Annotated in this window: 18 protein-coding genes; 9 read left to right on the top strand and 9 right to left on the bottom strand. The window is 47.3% G+C overall.

Features of this window, described 5'->3' with window-relative positions:
- Positions 1 to 82 precede the first annotated feature (82 nt).
- From rfbB to rfbD, 3 genes are read left to right on the top strand one after another with little or no spacing between them, the layout of a single operon-like run.
- Positions 83 to 1138: a dTDP-glucose 4,6-dehydratase gene (gene rfbB / locus AAHN97_RS00925; RefSeq protein WP_343305709.1), complete on the top strand. Its 1056-nt coding sequence runs from the start codon at positions 83 to 85 to the stop codon at positions 1136 to 1138.
- Positions 1138 to 1698, top strand: a complete 561-nt coding sequence (gene rfbC / locus AAHN97_RS00920; protein ID WP_343305708.1) for a dTDP-4-dehydrorhamnose 3,5-epimerase — start codon at positions 1138 to 1140, stop codon at positions 1696 to 1698. Before rfbB ends, rfbC begins: the two co-directional genes overlap by 1 nt.
- Positions 1699 to 1708: 10 nt before the next feature.
- Positions 1709 to 2560 (top strand): dTDP-4-dehydrorhamnose reductase, encoded by an 852-nt coding sequence (gene rfbD, locus AAHN97_RS00915; RefSeq protein WP_343305707.1) that lies wholly within the window; start codon positions 1709 to 1711, stop codon positions 2558 to 2560.
- A 3-nt stretch (positions 2561 to 2563) separates the two neighbouring features.
- On the opposite strand, the gene AAHN97_RS00910 is transcribed toward rfbD, so the two are convergent.
- Entirely contained in the window at positions 2564 to 3217 is a 654-nt protein-coding gene (locus AAHN97_RS00910) for an ABC transporter ATP-binding protein (protein WP_343305706.1), read from the bottom strand.
- A gap of 100 nt (positions 3218 to 3317) precedes the next feature.
- Between AAHN97_RS00910 and AAHN97_RS00905 the strand changes: the two genes are divergently transcribed.
- Positions 3318 to 3539, top strand: coding sequence for a DUF2795 domain-containing protein (locus tag AAHN97_RS00905; protein WP_012794455.1), 222 nt, complete (start codon positions 3318 to 3320; stop codon positions 3537 to 3539).
- 155 nt (positions 3540 to 3694) lie between these two features.
- On the opposite strand, the gene AAHN97_RS00900 is transcribed toward AAHN97_RS00905, so the two are convergent.
- The 5 genes from AAHN97_RS00900 to AAHN97_RS00880 all read right to left on the bottom strand — a co-directional run bounded on the left by AAHN97_RS00900 (position 3695) and on the right by AAHN97_RS00880 (position 9696).
- Entirely contained in the window at positions 3695 to 4507 is an 813-nt protein-coding gene (locus tag AAHN97_RS00900; protein WP_343305705.1) for an enoyl-ACP reductase FabI, read from the bottom strand.
- Positions 4508 to 4555: 48 nt separating this feature from the next.
- Positions 4556 to 6208 (bottom strand): DNA repair protein RecN, encoded by a 1653-nt coding sequence (gene recN / locus AAHN97_RS00895; protein ID WP_343305704.1) that lies wholly within the window; start codon positions 6206 to 6208, stop codon positions 4556 to 4558.
- A gap of 63 nt (positions 6209 to 6271) precedes the next feature.
- Positions 6272 to 7759 carry a tetratricopeptide repeat protein gene (locus AAHN97_RS00890; protein ID WP_343305703.1) on the bottom strand — a complete coding sequence of 496 codons (1488 nt, stop codon included), beginning with the start codon at positions 7757 to 7759 and terminating at the stop codon, positions 6272 to 6274.
- A gap of 86 nt (positions 7760 to 7845) precedes the next feature.
- Positions 7846 to 8598: a zinc ribbon domain-containing protein gene (locus AAHN97_RS00885; protein WP_343305702.1), complete on the bottom strand. Its 753-nt coding sequence runs from the start codon at positions 8596 to 8598 to the stop codon at positions 7846 to 7848.
- 3 nt (positions 8599 to 8601) lie between these two features.
- Complete coding sequence (locus AAHN97_RS00880; RefSeq protein ID WP_343305701.1) at positions 8602 to 9696, bottom strand: Nif3-like dinuclear metal center hexameric protein; 1095 nt, start codon at positions 9694 to 9696, stop codon at positions 8602 to 8604.
- Positions 9697 to 9751: 55 nt separating this feature from the next.
- Here AAHN97_RS00880 and AAHN97_RS00875 point away from each other — a divergent pair, with 55 nt between their 5' ends.
- Positions 9752 to 11263, top strand: a complete 1512-nt coding sequence (locus AAHN97_RS00875) for a carboxypeptidase M32 (RefSeq protein ID WP_343305700.1) — start codon at positions 9752 to 9754, stop codon at positions 11261 to 11263.
- Between the two features lie 156 nt (positions 11264 to 11419).
- On the opposite strand, the gene AAHN97_RS00870 is transcribed toward AAHN97_RS00875, so the two are convergent.
- Together AAHN97_RS00870 and AAHN97_RS00865 are read right to left on the bottom strand one after the other, a co-directional pair.
- The gene (locus tag AAHN97_RS00870) at positions 11420 to 12097 is read right to left on the bottom strand and encodes a rhodanese-like domain-containing protein (RefSeq protein WP_343305699.1); all 678 of its coding nucleotides are present in this window, start codon (positions 12095 to 12097) and stop codon (positions 11420 to 11422) included.
- 12 nt (positions 12098 to 12109) lie between these two features.
- On the bottom strand, positions 12110 to 12712 hold the full coding sequence (locus AAHN97_RS00865) for a methyltransferase domain-containing protein (RefSeq protein WP_343305698.1): 603 nt from the start codon (positions 12710 to 12712) through the stop codon (positions 12110 to 12112).
- 222 nt (positions 12713 to 12934) lie between these two features.
- On the opposite strand from AAHN97_RS00865, the gene AAHN97_RS00860 reads away from it, so the two are divergent.
- From AAHN97_RS00860 to AAHN97_RS00845, 4 genes are all read left to right on the top strand, one after another.
- Positions 12935 to 17779: a PKD domain-containing protein gene (locus tag AAHN97_RS00860; RefSeq protein ID WP_343305697.1), complete on the top strand. Its 4845-nt coding sequence runs from the start codon at positions 12935 to 12937 to the stop codon at positions 17777 to 17779.
- 56 nt (positions 17780 to 17835) lie between these two features.
- Positions 17836 to 20709, top strand: a complete 2874-nt coding sequence (locus AAHN97_RS00855; protein WP_343305696.1) for a PKD domain-containing protein — start codon at positions 17836 to 17838, stop codon at positions 20707 to 20709.
- A 9-nt stretch (positions 20710 to 20718) separates the two neighbouring features.
- Positions 20719 to 21768 (top strand): PorP/SprF family type IX secretion system membrane protein, encoded by a 1050-nt coding sequence (locus AAHN97_RS00850; protein WP_343305695.1) that lies wholly within the window; start codon positions 20719 to 20721, stop codon positions 21766 to 21768.
- Between the two features lie 139 nt (positions 21769 to 21907).
- Positions 21908 to 22258 (top strand): T9SS type A sorting domain-containing protein, encoded by a 351-nt coding sequence (locus AAHN97_RS00845; protein WP_074240217.1) that lies wholly within the window; start codon positions 21908 to 21910, stop codon positions 22256 to 22258.
- A 231-nt stretch (positions 22259 to 22489) separates the two neighbouring features.
- On the opposite strand, the gene AAHN97_RS00840 is transcribed toward AAHN97_RS00845, so the two are convergent.
- A complete protein-coding gene (locus AAHN97_RS00840; RefSeq protein WP_343305694.1) occupies positions 22490 to 23662 on the bottom strand; it encodes a class I SAM-dependent rRNA methyltransferase in 1173 nt (390 codons plus the stop codon).
- Positions 23663 to 23701: the final 39 nt, after the last annotated feature.

The following is a 23701-nucleotide window of genomic DNA, read 5'->3' as shown; positions in this document are numbered from 1 at the left end:
GAAAAGTTATTAGTATGGTCATGCTGCAAGCGCTGATCTGTTTTTAACTTTTCATTTTTTATTTTCCTCCATACATTGAATTATGAAAAGAACACTTCTTATTACAGGTGGGGCCGGCTTTATCGGCTCACATGTTGTCAGGCTCTTTGTTAATAAATACCCCGAATACACCATTGTTAACGGTGATAGTCTCACCTATGCAGGTAACCTCGAGAACCTGAAGGACGTTAAAGACCTCCCCAATTACCGTTTTGAAAAGGTAGACATCACGGATGAAAATACCGTGAATGCGCTTTTCGAAAAATATGCATTTGATGGTGTGATCCACCTGGCTGCTGAAAGTCATGTTGACCGCTCTATCCTCGATCCCCTGGCCTTTATTAAAACCAATGTGCTGGGAACAGCGGTATTGCTGAATGCATGCAGAAAATACTGGCAGAACGATCTGGAAAACAAACGTTTCTACCATGTGTCTACAGATGAAGTATTCGGCTCCCTGGGTGAAGAAGGTTTCTTTACTGAAGAAACCGCTTACGATCCCCGTTCGCCCTACTCTGCTTCCAAAGCCAGTTCGGACCATTTTGTAAAAGCATACTATCATACATATAAGCTACCGGTGGTATTGAGCAACTGTTCCAACAACTACGGTTCTCATCACTTCCCTGAAAAGCTGATCCCCTTAGCCATTCATAATATCAGGAACAATAAACCTGTACCGGTGTATGGTAAAGGTGAAAACGTTCGCGATTGGCTTTTCGTGGAAGATCATGCCCGGGCAATTGATACCATCTTTCATAATGGACGCATCGGTGAAACATACAACATCGGCGGTTTTAATGAATGGAAGAACATAGACCTTATCATGCTTTTATGCGAAGTAATGGATCGCAAACTGGGCCGGCCTGCCGGTACTTCCGCACAATTGATCACTTATGTGAAAGACCGTGCCGGTCACGATCTCCGTTATGCCATTGATGCTACAAAGCTGAACAAAGAATTAGGATGGGCTCCCAGCCTGCAATTTGAAGAAGGGCTGGAGAAAACAGTAGACTGGTACCTGGCTAACGAAGAATGGCTGCAACATGTTACCAGCGGCGCTTATCAACAATTTTACGAAACGCAATACCTAAAGAGATAATGCCTTTTATTGAAACAGGAATTCCTGATCTGCTGATCTATGAACCCAAAGTTCATGGGGACAGCCGGGGATATTTTTTTGAAAGCTATAATGCTAATACTTTCCGGGAAGAAGGTGTGGAGATTGTATTTGTGCAGGACAACCAGGCCCGTTCTACTTATGGCGTGCTGCGTGGCCTGCATTTTCAACAGGAGCCGCATGCGCAGACCAAACTGATCCGTGCACTGGAAGGTACCATACTGGATGTGGTGGTAGACCTGCGTACCGGATCCCCTGCCTACGGCAAGGTATATACGATTGAGCTATCTGCTGAAAACAAACGCCAGCTGCTGGTGCCCAAGGGTTTTGCGCATGGATATTCCGTACTGAGCCCTACCGCAGAGGTAATGTACAAATGTGATAACTTTTATCATAAAGCCAGCGAGGGCGGAATCATTTACAATGATCCTGCCTTACAGATCGACTGGGGTATTCCGTTAACGGAAGCCCTTGTTTCTGAAAAAGACCTGGTGTTGCCGGTTTTAGCGGACTGCAAGCACAATTTTGTTTATAAGTCATAATTCTGAATTCATGAAAAACATCCTGGTAACAGGCGCCAAAGGCCAATTAGGTCAGGCGCTGCAATCCATCGCCGCTCAGTATCCTGATCTTTCTTTTTTGTATACAGACAGGGAGGAGCTGGATATTACCGATGCTGCTGCTGTTAACGATTTCTTTGGTCAGCAAACGATAGATGCGGTGATCAACTGTGCTGCCTACACTGCTGTTGATAAAGCAGAGCAGGATGAAGAAGCAGCCTTTCTGCTGAATTTCCAGGCTCCCCTGATCCTTGCGGAAGCTTGTGCAGGGCATAATGCTACCCTTATTCATGTTTCTACGGATTATGTTTTTGACGGTAATGCCAACCGCCCCTACCAGGAAACAGATGATGCCTCTCCCCATGGGATCTATGGCGCGTCCAAACTTCGCGGGGAAGCTGCTGTACTGGGCTATCATCCCAATGCAGTGGTGATACGTACTTCCTGGCTCTATTCCCGCACAGGGGTGAACTTTGCGCTGCGCATGCAGCAACTCATGCAGGAAAAAGAAAGCCTGAACGTGGTATTCGATCAAACGGGTACGCCTACTTATGCTCCAGACCTGGCTGCAGCTATTTTAACCATTCTGCAACATCCGGACGGGATCACCGGCGGCATATATCACTATAGTAACGAAGGTGTTGCCAGCTGGTATGATTTTGCAGTGGCCATTAAGGCCCTTACGGGCTCCAAATGCGAGATCAAAGCTGTGACCTCAGACCAATACCCCACCGCAGCAAAACGCCCTGCTTACAGCGTTCTTAATAAAGCAAAAATAAAAGCAGCCTTTGGGTTGGAGATACCTTATTGGAGGGACAGTTTGGCAGTTTGCCTCGGAAAATAGGAATTAACTGACTATTTTCCCGTCTTTCATGACTAACTGGCGATCACTCATGGTCGCCAGTTCTTCATTATGGGTAACGATAATGAAGGTTTGCTCAAACTGGTCGCGGAGTTGCAGGAAAAGCTGGTGTAATTCCCTTGCATTGTGAGAATCCAGGTTACCGGTAGGCTCATCTGCCATGATCACATCCGGATTATTGATCAGCGCCCTGGCTACAGCCACTCTTTGCTGCTCTCCCCCGGAAAGTTCTTTCGGACGGTGTTCCAGACGGTCTTTGAGCCCCAGGGTGTCCAGCAAAAAGGCCGCCCGCTCTTTCACAGCGCTTTTACGGGTACCGGCAATATATCCGGGAATGCAAACATTCTCGAGTGCCGTGAACTCAGGTAAAAGGTGATGGAACTGAAAAATGAAGCCGATGTGGCGGTTACGGAAGTCTGCCAGCCGGGTACCTTTTAAGTCGCTGGTTTGCACGTTATTGATAAAGATCTCCCCGTTGGTAGGGCTATCCAGCGTTCCCAGTATGTGCAGCAAGGTACTTTTACCCGCCCCGGAGGACCCAACAATGGTCACGATTTCACCTTTACTGACAGAAATATCAACTCCCTGAAGGACCTGCAGATTGGAATAATTTTTGGTAACATTGCGGGCAGTAAGCATATCCGAACAAAGTAATTAGGCCGTTAAAATAGTAATAGTTGTTTATTTCAAATTAAATAATACTTTTGCGAAAATTCGGAAAAGTAAAAATTTATATACGATGTACTGGACTCTAGAATTAGCTTCGTACCTGGAGGATGCTCCATGGCCTGCTACAAAAGACGAACTCATAGATTACGCCATCCGTTCCGGTGCACCCATCGAAGTTATCGAAAACTTACAGGAACTGGAGGATGAGGGAGAAATTTACGAAGGGATCGAGGATATCTGGTCTGATTACCCGTCGCAGGACGACTTCTTCTTTAACGAAGACGAGTACTGATATTCCACAAGCCCCGTTCGTAGTAATGCGCTAATGCCCTCAGCGTATTCCTATGCTTCTAAAAAATTAACCGTCCCGGTAAACTACCAGGACGGTTTTTTATGCACATAAGTGAAAGCAAATCACAACTATGCACCTAAGCGAACAATTCTTCTTTATTTTTCCATCTGATCCACCACAGCCTGGGAGATACCGGTGAAAGAGAACCCGCCATCATGGAAAAGGTTCTGCATGGTCACCATTTTGGTATAGTCTGAGAACAGGGATACGGTGTAATCCGCACACTGATCTGCAGAAGCGTTACCCAGGGGGCTCATTTTCTCTGCATAGCTGATAAATCCGTCAAAACCTTTCACACCGCTACCGGCTGTGGTTCTGGTCGGAGACTGGGAAATGGTATTGATCCGCACTTTATTCTTCACACCATAGTGGTAGCCAAAGCTGCGGGCAATAGATTCCAGCATGGATTTGGCATCCGCCATATCGCTGTAATCAGGGAATACCCTTTGTGCGGCAATGTAGGTCAGCGCCACAACAGAACCCCATTCATTCAGCGCATCCAGCTTATAGGCTGTTTGCAATACGCGGTGGAGGGACATAGCTGAGATATCCAGTCCTTTATGGTAAAAGTCGTAATCCAGGTCAGTATAGGGCTTTCCTTTACGAACGTTCACACTCATACCAATAGAATGGAGGATAAAATCGATCTTTCCACCGAAATGCTCCATTGATTTGGTAAACAGGTTATTAAGGTCATCCATGCTGGTGGCATCGGCAGGTATTACCGGGGCATTACAGCTTTCAGCGAGTTTGTTGATCTCACCCATACGCAATGCAATAGGAGCATTGGTCAACACAATCTGCGCTCCTTCCTGTACGCAACGCTCTGCTGTTTTCCACGCAATGGAATTTGCATCCAATGCGCCAAAGATGATACCTTTCTTCCCTTGTAATAAGTTATGAGCCATTGATTAAAATTTGGGCAAATTTAGCAGTTAAAGTCGAAAATTGAAATGTTATTGCATAACCATCTCCCTGGCATTCTCTAAAGCAGCAGGAGTAGGCTTTTCCCCACTCAGCATTTTAGCAATGGCAGTGATCCTTTCATCCTGCGACAAAAGGCGTACATGTGTCTGCACTTTTTCACCTTCCATGTGTTTGTAAACAAAATAATGTGCGTCTGCTTTGCCTGCCAGTTGCGGCTGGTGGGTAATACAGATCACCTGGTGGCCACGGGCCAGCTCTTTCATGATAATACCTACCTGGCGTGCCGCCTCTCCGGAAATACCGGTATCTATCTCATCAAAGATCAGGGTGGGTAAAGCCACAGAACGTGCTACCAGTGATTTTATACAAAGCATTAAGCGGCTCAGTTCCCCGCCGGATGCCACTTTTCTTATCGGGCCAAAGTTGTTACTCTTGTTGGCATCAAACAGGAATTCAATCGTATCCTGCCCATACTGCTGCAATGCACCCTGCTGAATAGATACTTTGATCCTTGCATTGGGCATGCCTACCTGCGCCAGCAAAGCATTCACCTTTTGTTCAAAAGGCGCTACCTGCGCTATCCTTTTTTTAGTGATCTCCGCTGCTGCTTTTTCCAGTTCCTCTTTAAGTCCGGCGATCTGTTTTTCCAGTTCCAGGATACGGCCATCCAGGTTCAGCACATTTTCCAGTCCCTGTTCCAGCTGAGCTTTGATCTGCAACAGCTCTGCCGTGTTTTGCGCGTTATGTTTTTTCTGGAGCCTGTAGATCACTGCAATCCGGTCATTCAGCTGTTCCATGCGCTCCCCGTCATACTGCACCTGGTCATTTAACCTGTCCACTTCAGCAGCAATGTCCTGCAGTTCCACATAGGTGGATTGCATACGGGCTGAAAGCCCCGGTACATCCTTATGAAATTCAGACAGTGTTTGCAAAGAAGCCTGTAACTGGCGTAATTGCTGGAGCACGGGTTGTTCATCCTCCTTTAACTGAAAATGAACACGGGTGAGTGTGGCTTTGATCTCTTCTGAATGGCTGAGCATCTGTTGCTCTGCTTCCAGTGATTCCATTTCACCATCCTGCAGGTCTGCTTCGAGTAATTCATCGAGCAGGAATTTATTGTAGTCGGATTCTTTATTGGCACTGTCGCGCTGCTGGATACATTCTTTCAGTTCCTTCTGCAGGCGGGCGTATTGCTGGAACTTGCGGATATATTCCTGCAATTGATCCTGGTGGCCGGCCAATGCATCAATTACCTCCCGTTGAAAGTCTGATTTCTCCAGTTCCAGTGTATCAAACTGCTGATGCAGGTCTACCAGCAGCAACGTCAATTGAGACAACTGGGAAAGGTTCACCGGCGTATCGTTGATGAATGCGCGCGATTTACCGGCAGAGCTGATCTCCCGGCGCAGGATCACCTGGTCTTCTGCGTCCAGTTCATGCGCTTCAAAAAATGCCTGTACCTCCGGGGTTTTCACTTTGAACATTCCCTCAATCACACATTTCCTTGTTTTATCAAACAGCACGGAAGGGTCTGCACGTTCTCCCAGGATAAGGCTTAAAGCACCAAGCAGGATAGATTTACCTGCTCCCGTTTCACCGGTGATCACATTGAGGTTGCCGGAGAAATCAACCTCCAGATTGTCTATGATCGCGTAATTCTGAATAACCAGTCGGTATAACATAACTAAATTTCCAAATGCAATATCCCAATATAATTATGAATTATCAATTCGACTTATGCACGTCTATTTCCCATCCAGCCTTAACATCCCGGCTTTTGCTTTCTGGTCGAGGGAATTTTTGTAGTCATGCCCTTCCATATCCAGGCAGGTCTGAAAACTTTGCCTTGCTTTTGGCTTATCTCCCCGTTTTTCATAGATATATCCCATTTGCAGGGCTGAACGTGCGGCAAAATATTCCGGGCGGTTGCTGCCTGCTTTGATGGTGGCTTCATAGAGGCGGATGGCATTGGTATCCTGCCCCATTTCATCATAGATACGGCCAAGGCGGTACGCATACTCCAGTTTTTCTTCTATAGTATTGAAGTCGTTGGAACGTTTGGTCAGCATCAGGGTAAGGGCATTCTGGTAGAAACCGCCATCGCTGAGCAGCCTGGCTTTCAGTAATACAGGATTGGGCCAGGTACCTTTCTTCGCTTCTTTCTGCGCCTGTTTATCTGCTTCAGTTTCGGTATTACCTCTCTGGAATATCAGGCTGCGATACCTGTTTGCCTTCGCCATATCCCCTTTCATATACCAGGCCCAACTCAAACGCTGCAGCGCTTCTTTTACGTAGAACTTACCTTTGAAGTTATTCACGAAATATTCAAGATGCTCAATGGCATCATCATCCTGGCGTTCCAGTTTCATAAGCCCCAGCACATAATCCTTGTAGAATATTTCAGCGTACTCAGGACTTTGTTTACGTTCTTCCAGCACTTTGATACCTTGAGCCGCCTTTTGGTTGTTGAGGGACAGGTTGGCGACCATTAGCGCGAACAGGTAGTTGTTATGCGTATCCAGCTGTTTAGCCTGGATGAACTGCCACAACTGGTCCGGTTTATTTTCGATGAATAGTTTGAGATAGCAATAGTAGTAATAGGATTCTTCACGAAAAATTACGGCAACAGGGTCGTTGCTGTCTATAAAACCCTGTAGCAGGCGCATACCTTCTTTGATACTGCCGCGCATGCCCAGAGTATTGGTGATCCATTTGTACCCGTCCGGAATAGTGCCGAATACGGTTTGCATGGAACCCAGCAACAAATTATTGGGCAGGAACTGCGGGAATTTTCGCTGGTTATCTTTCAGCGTTACATATGCTTTACGCACCTCCCATACCGCGTCCCACCTTTCTCCGAACTTCACTTTCACCATGGCCCACTGGAATTTGATGGCCGCCTGTGTATACAGGTAATAAGGAGAATCCTCCGGGCCTTCCGCCATCAGGTCCAGCCTTACAGCCCGTTGCTTTTTCTGGCGGGCATAGATAACCGGGTCTTCATTAAAGAACAGGATAAAAAAATCTGCGTAGTTATCCAGGAAGTATGGAATGAGGTTATCAGGGTTTGCACGTTTCTCTTCTTCCAGCAATGCCTTGCCGGTGTTCAGCCGTAATTGCATGATGGCATCATAAGCCTGCTGGCAGCGGGAATTGAACTCGTATTTTTTTTGCCGCGCATGTACTGAAAGAGAAATGCCACAACAAAGTGCAATGATGAAAATAAAACGCATAGGGGCAAAAATAAGGAACTCCGCGTAATGGATATGCGCGGAGTTCTTTTAAATAAAAAAGGACATCTTTCGATGTCCTTTCAATATTATGCCTGTACAGTAGCATCGAGGTCGTTGTCTACCAGGATGCGGCCGCAATGTTCGCACACTACGATCTTTTTACGCTGGCGGATCTCAGCCTGCCTTTGCGGAGGGATAGCATTGAAGCAACCACCGCAGGAATCACGTATCACTGTTACAACAGCCAGGCCGTTGCGATAGTTCTTACGGATCTTTTCATACGCCTGCAGTAAACGCGGGTCTACTTTTTCGCGTGCGTCTTCGGTGAGTTTCTGCAATCCTTTCTCTTCCTTGTCAGTTTCACTGATGATCTTTTCCAGCTCGCCTTTCTTATGTTTCAGGTTAGACTCCTTGTCTGCCACCGCTTTTTTGGCAACATCCAGGGCGCGTGTTTTGTCTTTTACTTCTTCGTTAGCATCTTTGATATGCTTTTCAGCCAGTTTGATCTCGAGGTTCTGCATCTCCACTTCTTTGGTGATGGCTTCAAACTCACGGCTGTTTTTTACGTTATCCTGCTGCTTCTCGTATTTTTTGGCGAGGGCCTCAGCTTCTTTGATCGCCGCTTTTTTGCTGGCAATAAAATCAGTGATGCTTTTAATCTCATCCTCAATATGCCCCTGGCGGAGGTTCAAACCTTCAATCTCATCTTCCAGGTCCCGCACTTCCATCGGCAACTCTCCTTTCAGGATCTGGATTTCGTCCAACTTGGAGTCGATCTTCTGTAATTTCAGTACAGAAACCAATTTTTCCTCAACGTTGTATTCTTTAACAGTAGCCATGTATTATAAATAATTTACCGGGTTTGTACTAATGGTAGATTTAAGAGGCGCAAAATTACGGAAATTTTCGGTCAATATATGATAAAATAACTCCACTGCGAACTGTTCACTCTCAAAATGTCCCACATCTGCTATAATCAATTGATTTTCAGCATCAAAAAATTCATGGTATTTAAAATCGGCAGACACATAGGCATCTGCCCCGGCGGCAATTGCTTTCTTCAGGAGAAAGCTTCCGGCTCCTCCGCAAACGGCCACTTTCTGAACCTTTTTGCCTCTGAGAGGGGTATACCGCACGCAGCCGGTCTTAAATTGCTCCTTTACCAGCCGGAGGAAGTCCATTTCCTCCATCGCTTCCGGCAGGGAGCCGATCAGTCCGGAACCTACTTCTGCCCATTCATTTTCCAGCTTTACGATATCGTAGGCCACTTCCTCATAAGGGTGGTGTTGCAGCATGGCCCGGATCACCTGGCCTTCCAGGTGGGCGGGAAAGATCACCTCTATCTTTATTTCTCCCTCCAGGTGGCGTTCCCCGGGTTTCCCCACATAGGGATCTGTATCCGGTGATCCTTTAAAGGTGCCTGTACCATCGTGGTAAAAGCTGCATTCGCTGTATTTGCCAATATGCCCCGCTCCTGCTTCAAAAAGTGCCTGCCGTACTATCTCCGCATCTGCTGCCGGGGCAAAAGTGAATAGTTTCCGGAGCAGTTCCCTTTTGGGAGCCAGCACCCTGGTATTTTTCAGGTTCAGCCGGCCGGCCATCATGGCGCTCACCCCTGCCCGCACATTATCCAGGTTGGTATGGGCGGCATAAACGGCAATATCATTTTTGATAGCTTTAATAGCCACCCTTTCCACATAGTTTTTGCCATTGATCTTTTTCAGGCCGCCAAAAACGATGGGGTGATGGGCTATCACAAGATTACAGCCTTTTTCCAAAGCTTCGTCCAGCACAGCTTCTGTGGCATCCAGGGTGAGTAATACGCCCTTCACCTCCGTATCCCCGCTTCCGAAGATAAGCCCGGCATTATCATACGATTCCTGGTAAGATAAGGGAGCAAATGCTTCAATTACTTGTATTATATCGCGGATGGTCATATCTTTTATTGCTGGTTCAGCTTGTTCGTTAGATTTGTAAAATAAAATTGTTTTAATGACAGTGCAAAAAACTTCATCCGGGCTTTACGAAGAATATAAGGCAAAAATGCAAAAAGTGGCAGACGTAAGGAATGCCATGTCTGTCTTGGGCTGGGACCAGGAAACCTATCTGCCTGAAAAAGGCGCGTCTTTCCGTGGCCAGCAGTTGACCACCCTCAGTTCCATAGCCCACGAGCTCTTCTCTGAGGATGCACTGGGCGATATCCTGAAAGAACTCAGTTCCCGCAGCGACCTCAATGCTGTTCAGCAAAAGAATGTGGCCCTCTCCCTGGAAGATTATGAGAAAAACCGCAGGTACCCGGCAGCTTTTGTTGCCGAGCTGTCCACCGCTACCAATGCAGCCTATCATGCATGGATCCGCGCCAGGAAGGAAAATAATTTTGATGTGTTTGAGCCGCTGCTGGCCAACATGGTGGAACTGAAAAAGCGGGAGGCAGAGATCCTTGGCTATAAAGGCCATCCTTATGATGCGCTGCTGAATGAATATGAAAAAGGAGCAGATGTGCAAATGCTGGATAAAATATTCAGCGGGGTAAATGAATCCCTGTTGCCCATCCTGCAAAAAATAGCCTTACAGGAGGTGCCTGATAAACAATTCCTGCACCGGCATTACCCTAAAGATCAGCAATGGCAATTTGGCCTGAACCTTTTGAAAGACATGGGATATGATTTCAAAGCAGGCCGGCAGGATATTTCAGAACATCCTTTCACCACCAGCTTCAGCCCCCAGGATGTAAGGGTGACCACCCGCATAGATGAGCAGGACCTTGGCAACATGACCTGGAGCTGCATCCATGAAGGCGGGCATGCGCTTTATGAGCAGGGGCTTCCCACAGAAGAATATGGGCTCCCCAGCGGAGAAGCTGCCAGCCTGGGTATTCACGAATCCCAGTCACGCTTATGGGAAAACAACTTAGGCCGCAGCCTTACCTTCTGGCAATATCATTACGGCAACCTGCAGGCCACTTTCCGCAGCAGTTTGCTGGCAGTACCTATCCAGGATTTCTACAGGGCCATTAACCTTGTGCAGCCTTCCCTGATCCGCACAGAGGCAGATGAACTCACCTATCATTTCCATGTAATGATCCGGTATGAAATTGAAAAAGGATTGATCGGTGGAACATTGCAGACAAAAGACCTGCGCGAAATATGGAACCAGTACTACCGCGACTACCTGCAGCAGGAAGTGCCGGACGACCTGAGAGGTGTTTTGCAGGATATTCACTGGTCTCACGGCAGCTTTGGTTATTTCCCTACCTATTCATTAGGAAGTTTCTATGCCGCGCAGTTATATGCTTCTGCACAGAAACAGGTACCAGGGCTGGAAAATGCTATTGCAGATGGTAAATACGGTCCATTGCTGCAATGGTTAAGGGAGAACATCCATCAGTACGGCAGGTTCTATACTTCCAATGAACTATGTGAAAAGGTGACAGGGGAAAAGCTGGAGTTCAAATATTTCCTGGATTATGCGAAGAAGAAATTTGGGGAGATCTATCAACTATAATTTTGCTGAACCTGTAAAAATCTTATCTCAATATTGTACAATCCTTCGTTCATCCTTGTGCAAACCTTAGCCAGTACTGAGGTTCAACGAAGGATGAACGAACGATGAACGAAGGTTTAAACAACAAAGGACTGTTTTGAAACAGTCCTTTGTTGTTTATCTGATCGCTGATCTGAATTCTTCCAGTGTTACCACACCTTCCTTCCGCCATACTTCTTTTCCATCTTTATACAACACAAAGGTAGGCGGTGCTTTAGCTTGAATGCTGTTCATCACATCCGTATCCTTGCCGGCGTCCACATTCACCAATTTCAATTGTTTTTCTTTAACGATCTGTTTCACAACAGGTTCCATCTTCCGGCATGGCGGGCACCATGCGGCACCAACATCTACCAGCACCCATTTTCCATTGCTCACCGCTTTCTCAAAATCAGGTATGCTGAACTGCGGGCCGGTGGTACCACCTGCCAATGCTTTACCTGCTTGTTTCCAGGCTATTACACCTCCTTCCATCTCTACCACTTTCGAATATCCGTTCTCACGCATCCATTTGGCAGCAGCAGTACTGCGGCCGCCACTCAGGCAGTAGATATATACTGGTTTGGATTTATCAAGGTATTTGATGCGGTCGAAAAACTCGCTCTTCTTTGTAAAATCAGCCTGCAGGGCATCCTGCAGATGGCCTGTATTAAATTCTTTCGCGGTACGTACATCCAGCAACTGGATCTCCGGTTGCTGCATCCCTTTTTCAAAAGCATCTGCCGGTACTGCATCCTGCGCAAAACCAGCCAATACAGCCATTAATAAACAGGCTGTTAAAAGCATCTTTTTCATACCGTAAAGATACTATCGCTTCTTTGAAAGCTGGTCCAGTTTCCGGAAATTAATGAACACCTCTTTACCCTGGCGGGCCGGATGAGAATTGTAACAGGGTGCGAAGATCTTGAAATTGAAATACGGCTCGAACATTCTGCGGTATACTTTGATACCACCTCCGAAAGGAGGACCTGGCTCATCAAATTCCCTGTTGAAAAGCAGGCCTACAAGGGCACCCTTTTCCCAAAGAAGGTCATACATATGACGGGCATACGCCATCCGCAATGCAGGGTCCAGCGCGCATAAGAAGGTTTGTTCAATAATGAGGTCGTACTCGGATTCGTGCTCAAAAAAATCTCCTACAACAAATTTGATCCCTGTTTGCTGATGTTCTCTTTTTAGCCTGTCGATCAATACGGAGGATATATCCAATACCGTTATATCCTTAAACCCATTGTCCCATAGATACCTGGCTTCGTAGCTGTTGCCACCGCCGGGAATTAATACACGAAGATTTTTGTTGGGAAGCTGATCGATGTACTCTCTGAGAGGGGGGGAAACTGCTCCCATATCCCACTCCGTTTCGCCACGCTCGTAACGGGCGTTCCAATAAGACTTGTCTAATGCAGGCATACCTGTTAACTGTTTGTACTAATTGCTTGATTCAAATGGTAGAAAGGCCTGAGAATGATTGAGTAGCATACCTCCGCCAGGCAGCAAATAAGTGATAATTCAGTTAACAGTATGAAAACATAATGTTAATATAGACAGATAATTGTTTTTTAAATATTAATTTTAGATCAGATTACGAATTGGGCACATTGCCCCATGCACCTGCGACTATATCCGATATCCATGAACTACCAAAAACAGTTGTGCTGTTTTAGAACGTATTGCGCCATCCTACTGCTTGCATGTACTGCGGCTTCCCTGCATTCCAGTGCACAGACAGTAAGGTTTACTATTAATGGCAAACAAAACGATTGCGCTCCACACGCCCTTTCCTTTACCAACATGTCTGACAACGGTGCCACCGCCTACCTGTGGGACTTTGGACAAGGTTCTACCGCTACCACAAGGGATGCCGGTATCACCTATCTCAACCCCGGTACTTACAAAGTAACCTTAACGGTTACTTATCCAGGTGGCCCAAAAACATATAGCGAGAACATTGAAGTATATGCGAGACCGGTACCCCAGTTCTCAGTGTCCAACGTAGTCGGATGTACGCCCTTACCTATCCAGTTTACAGACCAGAGTACCCCCGGTTCCGGTACCCTGCAAAATGTGACCTGGGACTTTGGGGATGGTGTGATCACTTCTGACCCCAACCCTACCCATACCTATAACGTGGGCGGGAACTTTTCCATTAACATCATCGCTACCAATAGTTTCGGTTGTTCAGCCGGTCTTGAAAAAGCCCGGCTGATCAATGTTGGGGAAACGCCAAACGTGGATTTCACCTCTGATGCCTTCAGCAGCTGCACCACACCCCTGACTGTTAATTTCACCAGTACCGGCCCGGCAGGTTTAACCTATGCCTGGGACTTTGGGAACGGCACTACTTCAACAGCTGCCAACCCTACCGTGGAATACCAGCAGGAAGGGCGTTTTACTGTAACCTTAAGGGCAAGGAATGCACAAGGTTGCGAAGCAGTGATCACTAAACCTGCGTTCATCACCATTGAAAAAACAAGGGCTGATTTTACCACGCAGGGCCCGGTTTGTACAGGTGTTAATGTACCCCTGATCAATACCACCATGCCACGCCCAACGCTTTCTACCTGGACCTTACCGGATGGAAGACAAACATATGGCACGGATGCTTCCTATTACTTTTCGGCGCCAGGTGATTATGTTTTCACGCTGGAATCCGGCCTGCCGGGTTGTATGGAAACCATTACCAAAACCATTACAGTGCATCCCTCTCCGGTGGCCAGCTTTACGGCAACACCTCCACAGGGTTGCGCTATTCCTTTCAACACACAATTCACTTCTACATCCACCGGCGCCACAGAATGGTTCTGGAATTTCGGAGATGGTACTACAGGTACAGGATTGAACCCAACCCATAGCTATACACGATTTGGCAGTTATGATGTTGCATTGCGGGTGAGGTCTGACCAGGGTTGTGAGGCCAGTGTAACACTGCCTGATTACATCCGCGTGGAAGAACCGGATGTACAGATGTATATCTCAAATCCTGAAGGCTGTTTGCCGCTCAGCACTACATTCAGTGCCACCTTACTGAGTGCCGGCATGATCACCGGTTATAGCTGGGATTTTGGAGACGGCACCACTTCTACTGCTGTACAACCTTCTCATACTTATACCACAGAAGGTATATTTAACGTACGGCTGGTGGTGAATATAACGGGGGGCTGCCAATATACTATAGACACTACTGTACGCGCCGGCAGAATACCTGTTGTGCAATTTGACGGAGATCCGAAGAATCCCTGCCAGCGATTCCCGGTTAACTTTGTGAATCAATCTGTTCCCCGCGGCACAGAATGGCTTTGGTATTTCCCGGACGATGGAGGCAGTACGGAAACAGCGGAAAACCCTTCACATATTTTCCGCAATATCGGCAGGCACGATGTAACACTTACCGTGAGCAATTATGGTTGCCGCCGTACCCTTACTAAAATAGACTTTATCACTATCCTGCCTCCTATTGCCAATTTCATGATCAACAGGAATTGTAACGACAGGTATACGGTGAACTTCACAGACCTTTCAGACTTTGGCCCTATAGCGGGAACACCCCGTTTCTGGTCATGGGATTTTGGAGATAATACCCCGCTGGTGACCACTCCTTCACCTACGCACGTGTATGCAGCACCGGGAGTATATACCATCCGCCTTACGGTGAATGACGGCAATTGCGAATCTGTACATGCGGTAACGATAGAAGTGATTGATGAAAAGCCCATTATCTCTGCGCTTAATACAGAAATATGCGCAGGCGGTTCAGTTACTTTTACAAGAAGTAATACCAACCCTGCCAACATTGCTTCCTATGCATGGAATTGGGGAGATGGTACATATGCTCCGGTTCCGGGTACTTCCATTTCCAAAACATATAACACACCCGGTGATTACAATGTTGTACTGACGGTGTTAGACAGGAACGGCTGTGTCAGCGCATCCAACATCATCCCTGTAAAAGTGAACGGCGCTACAGCTGATTTCAATTTTACCGGCCGGAATTGTAAGGGAGATGAACAATTATTCACAGATGCCTCTGTTGCTTCTCATGGTTATAACATCCGCTCCTGGACATGGAATTTTGGAGACGGTACTACACCCCAGGTATTGCAAACCAAACCGGTAGATTACAAACATGCCTTTGCGCAAACCGGTACATATAATGTGCGGTTACAGGTAGAAGACAATGCAGGATGTGTGACGTCCATCACCAAACCGGTTCCAGTAACAGGCGTTACTTCAAACTTCCGTACACCTTCCACCATTGCCTGCAGGGACCAGCCTATTCAATTCAGCAATACTTCAACAGGCAGCGGGCTTACGTATGCATGGGAATTCGGAGATGGCGCTACAAGTAACCTGCAGCATCCGGTAAAAGCCTATTCAACACCCGGTGAGTATGATGTAACATTGACTGTTACTAACACCATCGGCTGTACGGAAACAGTAACGAAAGGCAAATTTGTTATTATTCCTGATCCGGTTGCAAAGTTCAGCATGCCATCCGATTTGCAGGCATGCCCTCCGGTACTCGTACAGTTCACAAATGAAAGCAGCCAATACGTGCGTTCCGTATGGGATTTTGGAGATGGCAGCCGCTCCAGCCTGCAAAACCCTTCACACGTATTTAACCTGCCCGGCACCTACACCATCCGCCTGGATGTTTATTCCGCCGGTGAGTGCATCAATTCTACCTCGCGGCAGATCACTATCAAGGGTCCTACCGGTACCCGCGACATGACACCGAAAACCGGTTGCGTGCCACATGAAATGACGATCTCTGCTACCTCTACGAATGCTGTGAAGTACATATGGGACTTTGATAACGGGAATGTTCAGATCACTACCACTAACTCTTACAAATACACTTACGATAAAGAGGGTATCTATCATCCAAGGGTGATCCTGGAAGATGCGCAAGGTTGCAGAGTGCCTGCACAAGGCCCCGAGGAAACGATCATCGTAGATAAGGCGAATGCATCTTTTGCGGTAGACGATGCACTGGCATGTGATGCAGGTGATGTATTCTTCACCAATAGCAGTACCAGCCTTTCTTATCTGAGGCTTCAGCAGCCGCAAACCTATCTCTGGGATTTTGGTATTACCAACAGAACAGATGATGTAAGCACAGCGCTCAACCCAACCTATTTTTACAGCGGCGTAGGTACCTACCAGGCTAAACTGGTGGTGACCAGTTTCTATGGATGTACAGCTGAACTCACAATGCCTGTAAAAGTAGAACCACTTCCGGAAGCACTTTTAAGCCCCGTGAATCCTATCTGTGCCGGCGATTCTATTGTTTTCATGGGATCAGAGGGCAAGGGACTGCCAGGTACCAGATGGGTATGGCAGCTGGACAATGTGCCCACCAACGCTACCGGCGCCAATCCGCGGATGGTGTTCAGAACACCCGGCAACCACCAGGTAAAACTGTTGATCCGCAACGAGAACAATAAATGCCCGGATTCAGCTATAGTACCCGTTTCGGTGAATCCATTACCGACTGTGAATGTGATGCCGAAACAAGCTGTACTCTGCGAAGGGCAGTCGCTTCAACTACAATCCAATGCAAGCCCCGGAACATACTCCTGGACCAATTACAATATTTCAGATGCAGGCAACGCCAACCCAAATGTGAATCCTGTAATGGATACTACTTACCGTGTACGCGTGATAAACAACTTCGGCTGCATAGCTAACGATTCTATGCGCATAACCGTATCACATCCTTTCGATGTAAGATCTAATAATGCGGTGATCTGCAGTGGTAAGCAAACACAGCTTTCTGCAAGCGGCGCCATGCGTTATCGCTGGATACCGGCCACCGGCCTGAGCAGGGCTGATATTGCCAATCCGTTTGCAAGACCGGCTACCACTACACAATACCAGGTGATCGGTTATGGTAATGATGCCTGCTTTACAGATACAGTGAATGTGCTGGTAACTGTAAATCCTTCCCCGGTGGTTAATCCCGGTCCGGGAAGAGTAGTGCCGGCAGGTGCCGAAGTGACCTTGGGTGTACAGGGTTCCCCTGATATCGTTCAATGGCAGTGGTATCCTGACAAATGGATCACCTGCACAGACTGCCCATCCCCTATAGCCACGCCCAAAGGAGATGTGACCTACAACATTACTGCCACTAACCAATATGGCTGCGCCACCATCGCACTGTTGCCGATCAAACTGGTCTGCCCGGCCAGCACCGCTTTTATTCCTAACTCTTTCAGCCCCAACGGAGATGGGCAGAACGACATCTTCTATGTAAGGGGGAGAGGCATAAGCGGTATCAAATCATTTAAAATATTCAACCGCTGGGGACAAATGGTATTTGAAAGAAGTAACTGCAATACAGACGATCCGGGCTGCGGATGGGATGGCAAGTTCGGCGGCGTATTGCTTAACCCGGATGTTTATATCTATTACGTGGAAATGACCTGTGATTCTAATGAACCATTGCTAGTCAAAGGGAACATCACCCTTTTGCGGTAATTTGACAATAATATTATATATTTGTATAATTCATAAGTATCCCATATCCTTTGTAAATGATGAGAACCGTCCCTGCACCTCATATGAAAAACCCGCATGCTATACGTAGCCGGCCCTTGCTGTTGCTGCTTTGCATGCTGGTTGCTCCGGCATTCATAAAAGCGCAGCAGGCTGGCTTTACTTATACCGCTTCCCCCGCTAGCCAGTGTGCCCCTGCTGTTTTTACCTTTCGGAATACCAGCACCGGTACACCTCTTTCCTGTATATGGAACTTTGGTAATGGCAACACTTCCAATGACCTCAACCCGGTGATCACCTTTCCGAATGCAGGGCCTGTAACGGTTATCCTTACTGCTTATTATTCAAACAGTACCAGCAGCGCCACGCAAAACTTTGTAGTGTATGCTCCGCCGGTACCAGACTTTTCAGTAAATACGCCCATCGCCTGTGGCCCTTACACCGCCACTTTTACAGACCTGACACCCGGAGGAGTTCAACGGATATGGGACTTCGGGGATGGCACACCAATAGTTACCACCAACTCCCCTACTGTTCAGCATCAATTCACCCGTATAGATACATTTGATATCACACTCACCGTCAGCAATACAACAGGCTGTACAAAAACACTTAAGAAGCAGGACTTTATCAGGCTGGCTGCACCTGTGATCAATGTTTCCGGAGCAGGATTGCAGGGCTGCGTACCTTTTACTGCGAATCTTTCCGCCAGTGTTACCACTATCAATAACGACCCTGTAGCCTCCTATGCCTGGGTTTTCGGAGATAGCCAAAGTAGCAATGGTACAACGCCAGGTATTACACATACCTATAACTCGGCGGGTAATTTCAATGTAAGTCTTGCCGTTACCACACAGCAGGGTTGTACAGCAACCCACAACTTTCCACAACTGGTAAAAACAGGTGCTGCACCTTCCAACGTAAGTTTTACGGCTACGCGGCCGGACAATTGTGCAGGTACCAGTGCCCGCCTCCTGGCAACTGCCACCAACGCCAGCCGCTACCGCTGGGACTTTGGAGATGGTACAACTTACGAGGGCCCCGAGAACGACATCAATCGTGTATTTCGTACAAGCGGCCCCGTTACCATACAAATGAGTGCAGGTTCCAATGGATGTTTCACCGCTGCAACACCTATCACGCTCACCAATACTGGTCCTGTAGCTGATTTCAGCTTTACCCGCCGATGTGATAACAAGAACGCTTATAACTTTACAAATACTTCTGCCGGTTCAGCTACCGATACTTATGAGTGGGATTTTGCTGATAACTCTCCATTTGACAACAGCATGCATCCTGTCCATGCCTATACCCAACCCGGCACTTACAATGTGCGGCTGACAGTAAGGAATGCAGCACAGAATTGCATGAGCACCATCTTCAAAACAATACAGGTTTTCACAGCAGATTTTCATACCGGTGTAGGTACCATTTGCCGCAGCAGCGAAGTAGATTATGGCGTGGTGCATGTGCCGCATACCCTGGTAGACAGCTACAACTGGAGGTTCGGGGATGGTACCAGCTTAACCACCACGGATGTAGACATCAAAAAAACAATGCTGGTGAAAGGGCTTTTTACAGACACACTGATCATCCGGTATAACGATCCTGCCTATTGTGCAGATACGATTGTGAAAAGAGATCATTTAAATGTAATAGCGCCTATTGCGGGTTTTACACTGGCAGCAACAGCCTGCGAAGGCCAACCGGTAAGGTTTTCCGAATCTTCTGTTCCTTCTCCCAACATCCCTCTGACAAACTGGAAATGGGATCTGGGGAATGGAACAACATCCGTCATACAGGTTCCTGCACCAACAAAATATAATGCCAGTGGCCCTTTCCCGGTGAAGCTGATCGTAACAGATGCACGTAACTGTGTGGATTCTGTTACAGTTCAAATCCCTGTGCGCCCTACTCCATTTGTGCATGCCACAACACCACAGGCTAAAATATGTGAAGGCAACAGCGTAACACTGCAGGCGATCAGCAACGATCCGGTGGCCTGGCAACCTGCTTACCAGTTAAGTTGTACCAATTGCATTAATCCTGTTGTTTCTCCATTAAAAGACACTTCTTATATAGCCATTGCCACTAATGTCTACGGTTGTTCGGCCAGTGATACGGTACAGTTGAAAGTAGTGCCTGTTGTTCGTTTACAGGTAAGCGCGGATACAGCCATCTGCCTGGGCATGAGTGCACAACTGCGTGCCGAAGGAGCTGCCACTTACAGCTGGACGCCTAATACGGATGCCATCAGCGGGCCGGCTACTGCCATGCCTATTGTTACGCCAACAGCCAATACTACTTATACCGTAGTGGCCGGTAACGATGTGGCCTGCCCTTCTGCCAGCGCACAGGTGACCGTGACCGTGAAACCGGTACCTGCCGTAAATGTGGGGCCGGACCAGGTAGTAACAGTTGGCAGCCTGGTGAACCTTACTTCCACTTACAGCAATGATGTGATCAAGTGGGAATGGAAACCTAGCACGTATCTTGATTGTTCAACATGTCCGCAAACGGTATCTGCCATCCGCCAGTCTATGGACTACGCGCTGGAAGTAACAAACAATAATGGCTGTAAAAAAACAGATGTGGTGAACATCAAGCTGGTATGTGATCAGGGCATTGTGTTCTTCCCCACCGGTTTTACACCCAACGGAGATGGTGCGAACGATGTATTTTATCCACGCGGAAAGGGTGTGCAGGTGATCAGATCCCTGCGGATCTTTAACCGTTTCGGGCAGGAAGTATTCAAAAGAGAGAATTTCAATGTAGAAGATATCAGCCAGGGTTGGGACGGTACGCTGAAGGGAAAAGCTTTGCCGCCGGACGTGTATATTTATCTTTTTGAGGCGGTTTGTGACACAAAAGAGAAATTCCAACTAAAAGGAAACGTAACTTTATTCCGATAACACCATACCATGAAAAAGCCGAAGACGATGAAAACGCTGTGGAAAAGTGCGCGCCTGCTCCTTTGCTGTAGTATGGCGCTTAGTGCTGAGGCCCAGGATATACATCTGTCACAGTTTGCTGAAACACCTATACTGCGCAATCCGGCATTGATCGGCCTGTTTAAAGGAGATGTGCGCATACAGGGAGTTTACCGCAATCAATGGAACAGTGTTACCATTCCTTATCAGACGGGCACCATGAGCGGGGAAATGAAATTCCCCATCGGGCAATATAACGACCATATCACGGCAGGTTTACAAATGTCGTACGACCGGGCAGGCTCTTCCAGGCTGCAGTCCGTTCAGGTATTGCCGGCCCTGAACTACCACAAATCGTTGAGTGAAGACAAAAGCAGCTTCCTTTCCCTGGGTTTTATGGGAGGTATGGTACAGCGGCAGTTTGATCCTACTCACCTCACTTTCAATAACCAATATACCAATGGCCGTTTTGATCCTGCCGCCGCTACCGGGGAAGAAGGAAGAATGGCCAGGATAGGTTATACTTACTGGGATGCAGGTGTGGGCATGAGTTACAATGGGTCTTTGGGAGAAGAAAGCAATTACTTTGTCGGCGCGGCCTATTATCATTTCAACCGGCCCAAGGTTTCCTTTTACGATGATAAGACTATTACGCTGGACCCGAAGTTGAGTTTTAACATGGGCATTACGGTTCCCGTGGCTGAACGGATCAAGGTGATTGCACATTACAACCAGGTGCACCAGGGCTCTTATTCAGAATTTATTGGCGGGGCCATGATAGGTTACAGCTTGTACGATGAGGGGCTGGAATCAGACAGGGGTTTCTATGGCGGGCTGTTCTTCAGATGGAACGATGCCGTGGTTCCCATGATCAGGCTGGATATGGGTACCTACGAAATTGGAATGAGTTACGATGTGAATGTTTCCCGGCTGCGGACTGCCAGCCAGGCAATGGGAGGGTTTGAACTGTCTATGGTTTTCAAAAGTTTCCTGAACAGCCGGAACTCAACTTTGAACAGTGTAACCTGTCCGAGCTTCTGAAAAACGTTAACAAGCGTTAAAATTTTCAAAAAACCGCTGCAAACAGATACATTTTGGCTTAGGTTTTGTTATATTTATAATAGGATCAAAACCGAAAAAGTTTGACAGATATTTAAAAAAATCATTATCTTTGGATACTATGTTGAAGAACTCTACACTCATTTTATTTATCCTACTCTGTACCATATCCCTTCCGGCATGGTCTCAAAGTACTAAATCCCTTCCCGAAACGGAGGGTGTGAGTAAAGTTGTCAAAGCCTATCCTAATCCTGCTACTACTAAGATCTTTTTCGAGATCCAGCGTAATAACGATAAGGTTTACGAAATTATTGTTTACAACTTCCTCGGTAAAAAAGTAGATCACCTGAAGAATATAGCACAACGCACACAGGTGAACCTCGATAACTATTATAGCGGCCTATATATCTTCCAGTTACGTGAAAAGAACGGAAACCTCGTAGAATCGGGGAAATTCAATGTGGTCAAGTAACAAGGAAGTTCCAAGATATTGAAAAAGGCTACCGCTATGGTAGCCTTTTCTTATTTAAGTTAACTTCTGAACCACATCCAGTCCGCATCAAGTCCACATCCCGTCCACATCCCGTCCACATCAAGTCCACATCAAGTCCACCTATCTCTCTACTACCTCCTTACTACCGCAGGTCTTCCCCATATCTTCCCCCCATACATGCCAGCATCCTGCCTTCCTCAAATCAGCCTTCTACTGCACCTCTACGATCAGGAACTTCAGATAGGTGGTATTCTCAATATTCCAAAGGATAGGATGGTCCTGCGCCTGTGTCATGAACGTAACCTGCCGTAACTTCTTCCGCGCATCCTTTGCCGCCATATCAATGGTTTCCAGAAACATAGAAGGATCTACCAGGTTGGTGCAACTGGCGGTAACCAGGAACCCTCCGGGCTTCAGCAACTTCATCCCCCTCAGGTTAATCTCCTTATAACCGGTGATCGCTTTCTGGATGTTCTCCCGGCTTTTGGTAAAGGCCGGCGGGTCCAGGATCACTACATCGAACTTCTTGTCTTCTTTGGTCCATTGCTTCAACTGGTCGAAAGCATTCACGGCCTGGAACTGGCAGATATCCTGCAGGCCATTCAGCTCGGCATTCCGGCGGGCAGTGGCTACGGCATGTTCTGAGATATCCAGCCCCAGCACGCTTTTAGCCCCGTAATGGGCAGCGTGGCAGGAGAAAGTACCGGTATAGCAGAACGCTTCCAGTACATCAGCACCTTTTACAATATGCTGGATAGCCCGGCGGTTATCCTGCTGGTCCAGGAAATACCCTGTTTTCTGGCCGTTTACAATATCCACATGGAACTTTAACCCATTCTCTTTCAAGATGATATTAGTGTCGAAAGGAGCGCTTAAAAAGCCCTTTTGCTGTGGTAAACCTTCCAGTTCGCGCACAGGTACATCGTTCCTTTCATAGATCCCTTTGGGAGAGAAAATCTTTTCCAGCGCAGCCACAATGGCTGGTTTCCAACGGTCTATCCCCAGCGCCAGGGTCTGGATCACGAGGTAATCGTTGAATTTATCGATCACAAGGGCAGGCAGCTCATCTGCCTCCCCGAACACGAGTCGGCAGTTTTCCACATACCCTATCTTTTTCCGGTAATCCCAGGCCTTTTGGAGTCTGTTCAGGAAGAAACCATCATTCACCTGTTCATTCCGGTCCCGGGTGAGCAAACGAACGAGGATCTGGGATTGGGGATTGATATAACCCCTCCCCACAAACACGCCTGTGTGGGTAAACACGTCTACAATATCCCCGGGATTCACTTCTCCGTCTATCTGCCCTACTTCATTCCCGAAGATCCAGGGATGACCCAGCAAAACCCTGTTCTGTATCTTTTTCTTTAGAAAAACCTTTGTCATGTATTTTATTTCGAAGGCGCAAAGGTACACATTCCCTGC

The sequence above is a fragment of the Chitinophaga niabensis genome (genome assembly GCF_039545795.1).
GTDB classification, from domain to species: domain Bacteria; phylum Bacteroidota; class Bacteroidia; order Chitinophagales; family Chitinophagaceae; genus Chitinophaga; species Chitinophaga niabensis_B.
Note: the sequence above shows the minus strand (reverse complement) of the source record. Positions and strands in the feature narration are given on the sequence as shown.

Bases quoted from the DNA above. Each gene is read 5' to 3' on its own strand.
- rfbB (WP_343305709.1), top strand. From the start codon at position 83: ATGAAAAGAACACTTCTTATTACAGGTGGGGCCGGCTTTATCGGCTCA.
- rfbC (WP_343305708.1), top strand. From the start codon at position 1,138: ATGCCTTTTATTGAAACAGGAATTCCTGATCTGCTGATCTATGAACCC.
- rfbD (WP_343305707.1), top strand. From the start codon at position 1,709: ATGAAAAACATCCTGGTAACAGGCGCCAAAGGCCAATTAGGTCAGGCG.
- AAHN97_RS00910 (WP_343305706.1), bottom strand. From the start codon at position 3,217: ATGCTTACTGCCCGCAATGTTACCAAAAATTATTCCAATCTGCAGGTC.
- AAHN97_RS00905 (WP_012794455.1), top strand. From the start codon at position 3,318: ATGTACTGGACTCTAGAATTAGCTTCGTACCTGGAGGATGCTCCATGG.
- AAHN97_RS00900 (WP_343305705.1), bottom strand. From the start codon at position 4,507: ATGGCTCATAACTTATTACAAGGGAAGAAAGGTATCATCTTTGGCGCA.
- recN (WP_343305704.1), bottom strand. From the start codon at position 6,208: ATGTTATACCGACTGGTTATTCAGAATTACGCGATCATAGACAATCTG.
- AAHN97_RS00890 (WP_343305703.1), bottom strand. From the start codon at position 7,759: ATGCGTTTTATTTTCATCATTGCACTTTGTTGTGGCATTTCTCTTTCA.
- AAHN97_RS00885 (WP_343305702.1), bottom strand. From the start codon at position 8,598: ATGGCTACTGTTAAAGAATACAACGTTGAGGAAAAATTGGTTTCTGTA.
- AAHN97_RS00880 (WP_343305701.1), bottom strand. From the start codon at position 9,696: ATGACCATCCGCGATATAATACAAGTAATTGAAGCATTTGCTCCCTTA.
- AAHN97_RS00875 (WP_343305700.1), top strand. From the start codon at position 9,752: ATGACAGTGCAAAAAACTTCATCCGGGCTTTACGAAGAATATAAGGCA.
- AAHN97_RS00870 (WP_343305699.1), bottom strand. From the start codon at position 12,097: ATGAAAAAGATGCTTTTAACAGCCTGTTTATTAATGGCTGTATTGGCT.
- AAHN97_RS00865 (WP_343305698.1), bottom strand. From the start codon at position 12,712: ATGCCTGCATTAGACAAGTCTTATTGGAACGCCCGTTACGAGCGTGGC.
- AAHN97_RS00860 (WP_343305697.1), top strand. From the start codon at position 12,935: ATGAACTACCAAAAACAGTTGTGCTGTTTTAGAACGTATTGCGCCATC.
- AAHN97_RS00855 (WP_343305696.1), top strand. From the start codon at position 17,836: ATGATGAGAACCGTCCCTGCACCTCATATGAAAAACCCGCATGCTATA.
- AAHN97_RS00850 (WP_343305695.1), top strand. From the start codon at position 20,719: ATGAAAAAGCCGAAGACGATGAAAACGCTGTGGAAAAGTGCGCGCCTG.
- AAHN97_RS00845 (WP_074240217.1), top strand. From the start codon at position 21,908: ATGTTGAAGAACTCTACACTCATTTTATTTATCCTACTCTGTACCATA.
- AAHN97_RS00840 (WP_343305694.1), bottom strand. From the start codon at position 23,662: ATGACAAAGGTTTTTCTAAAGAAAAAGATACAGAACAGGGTTTTGCTG.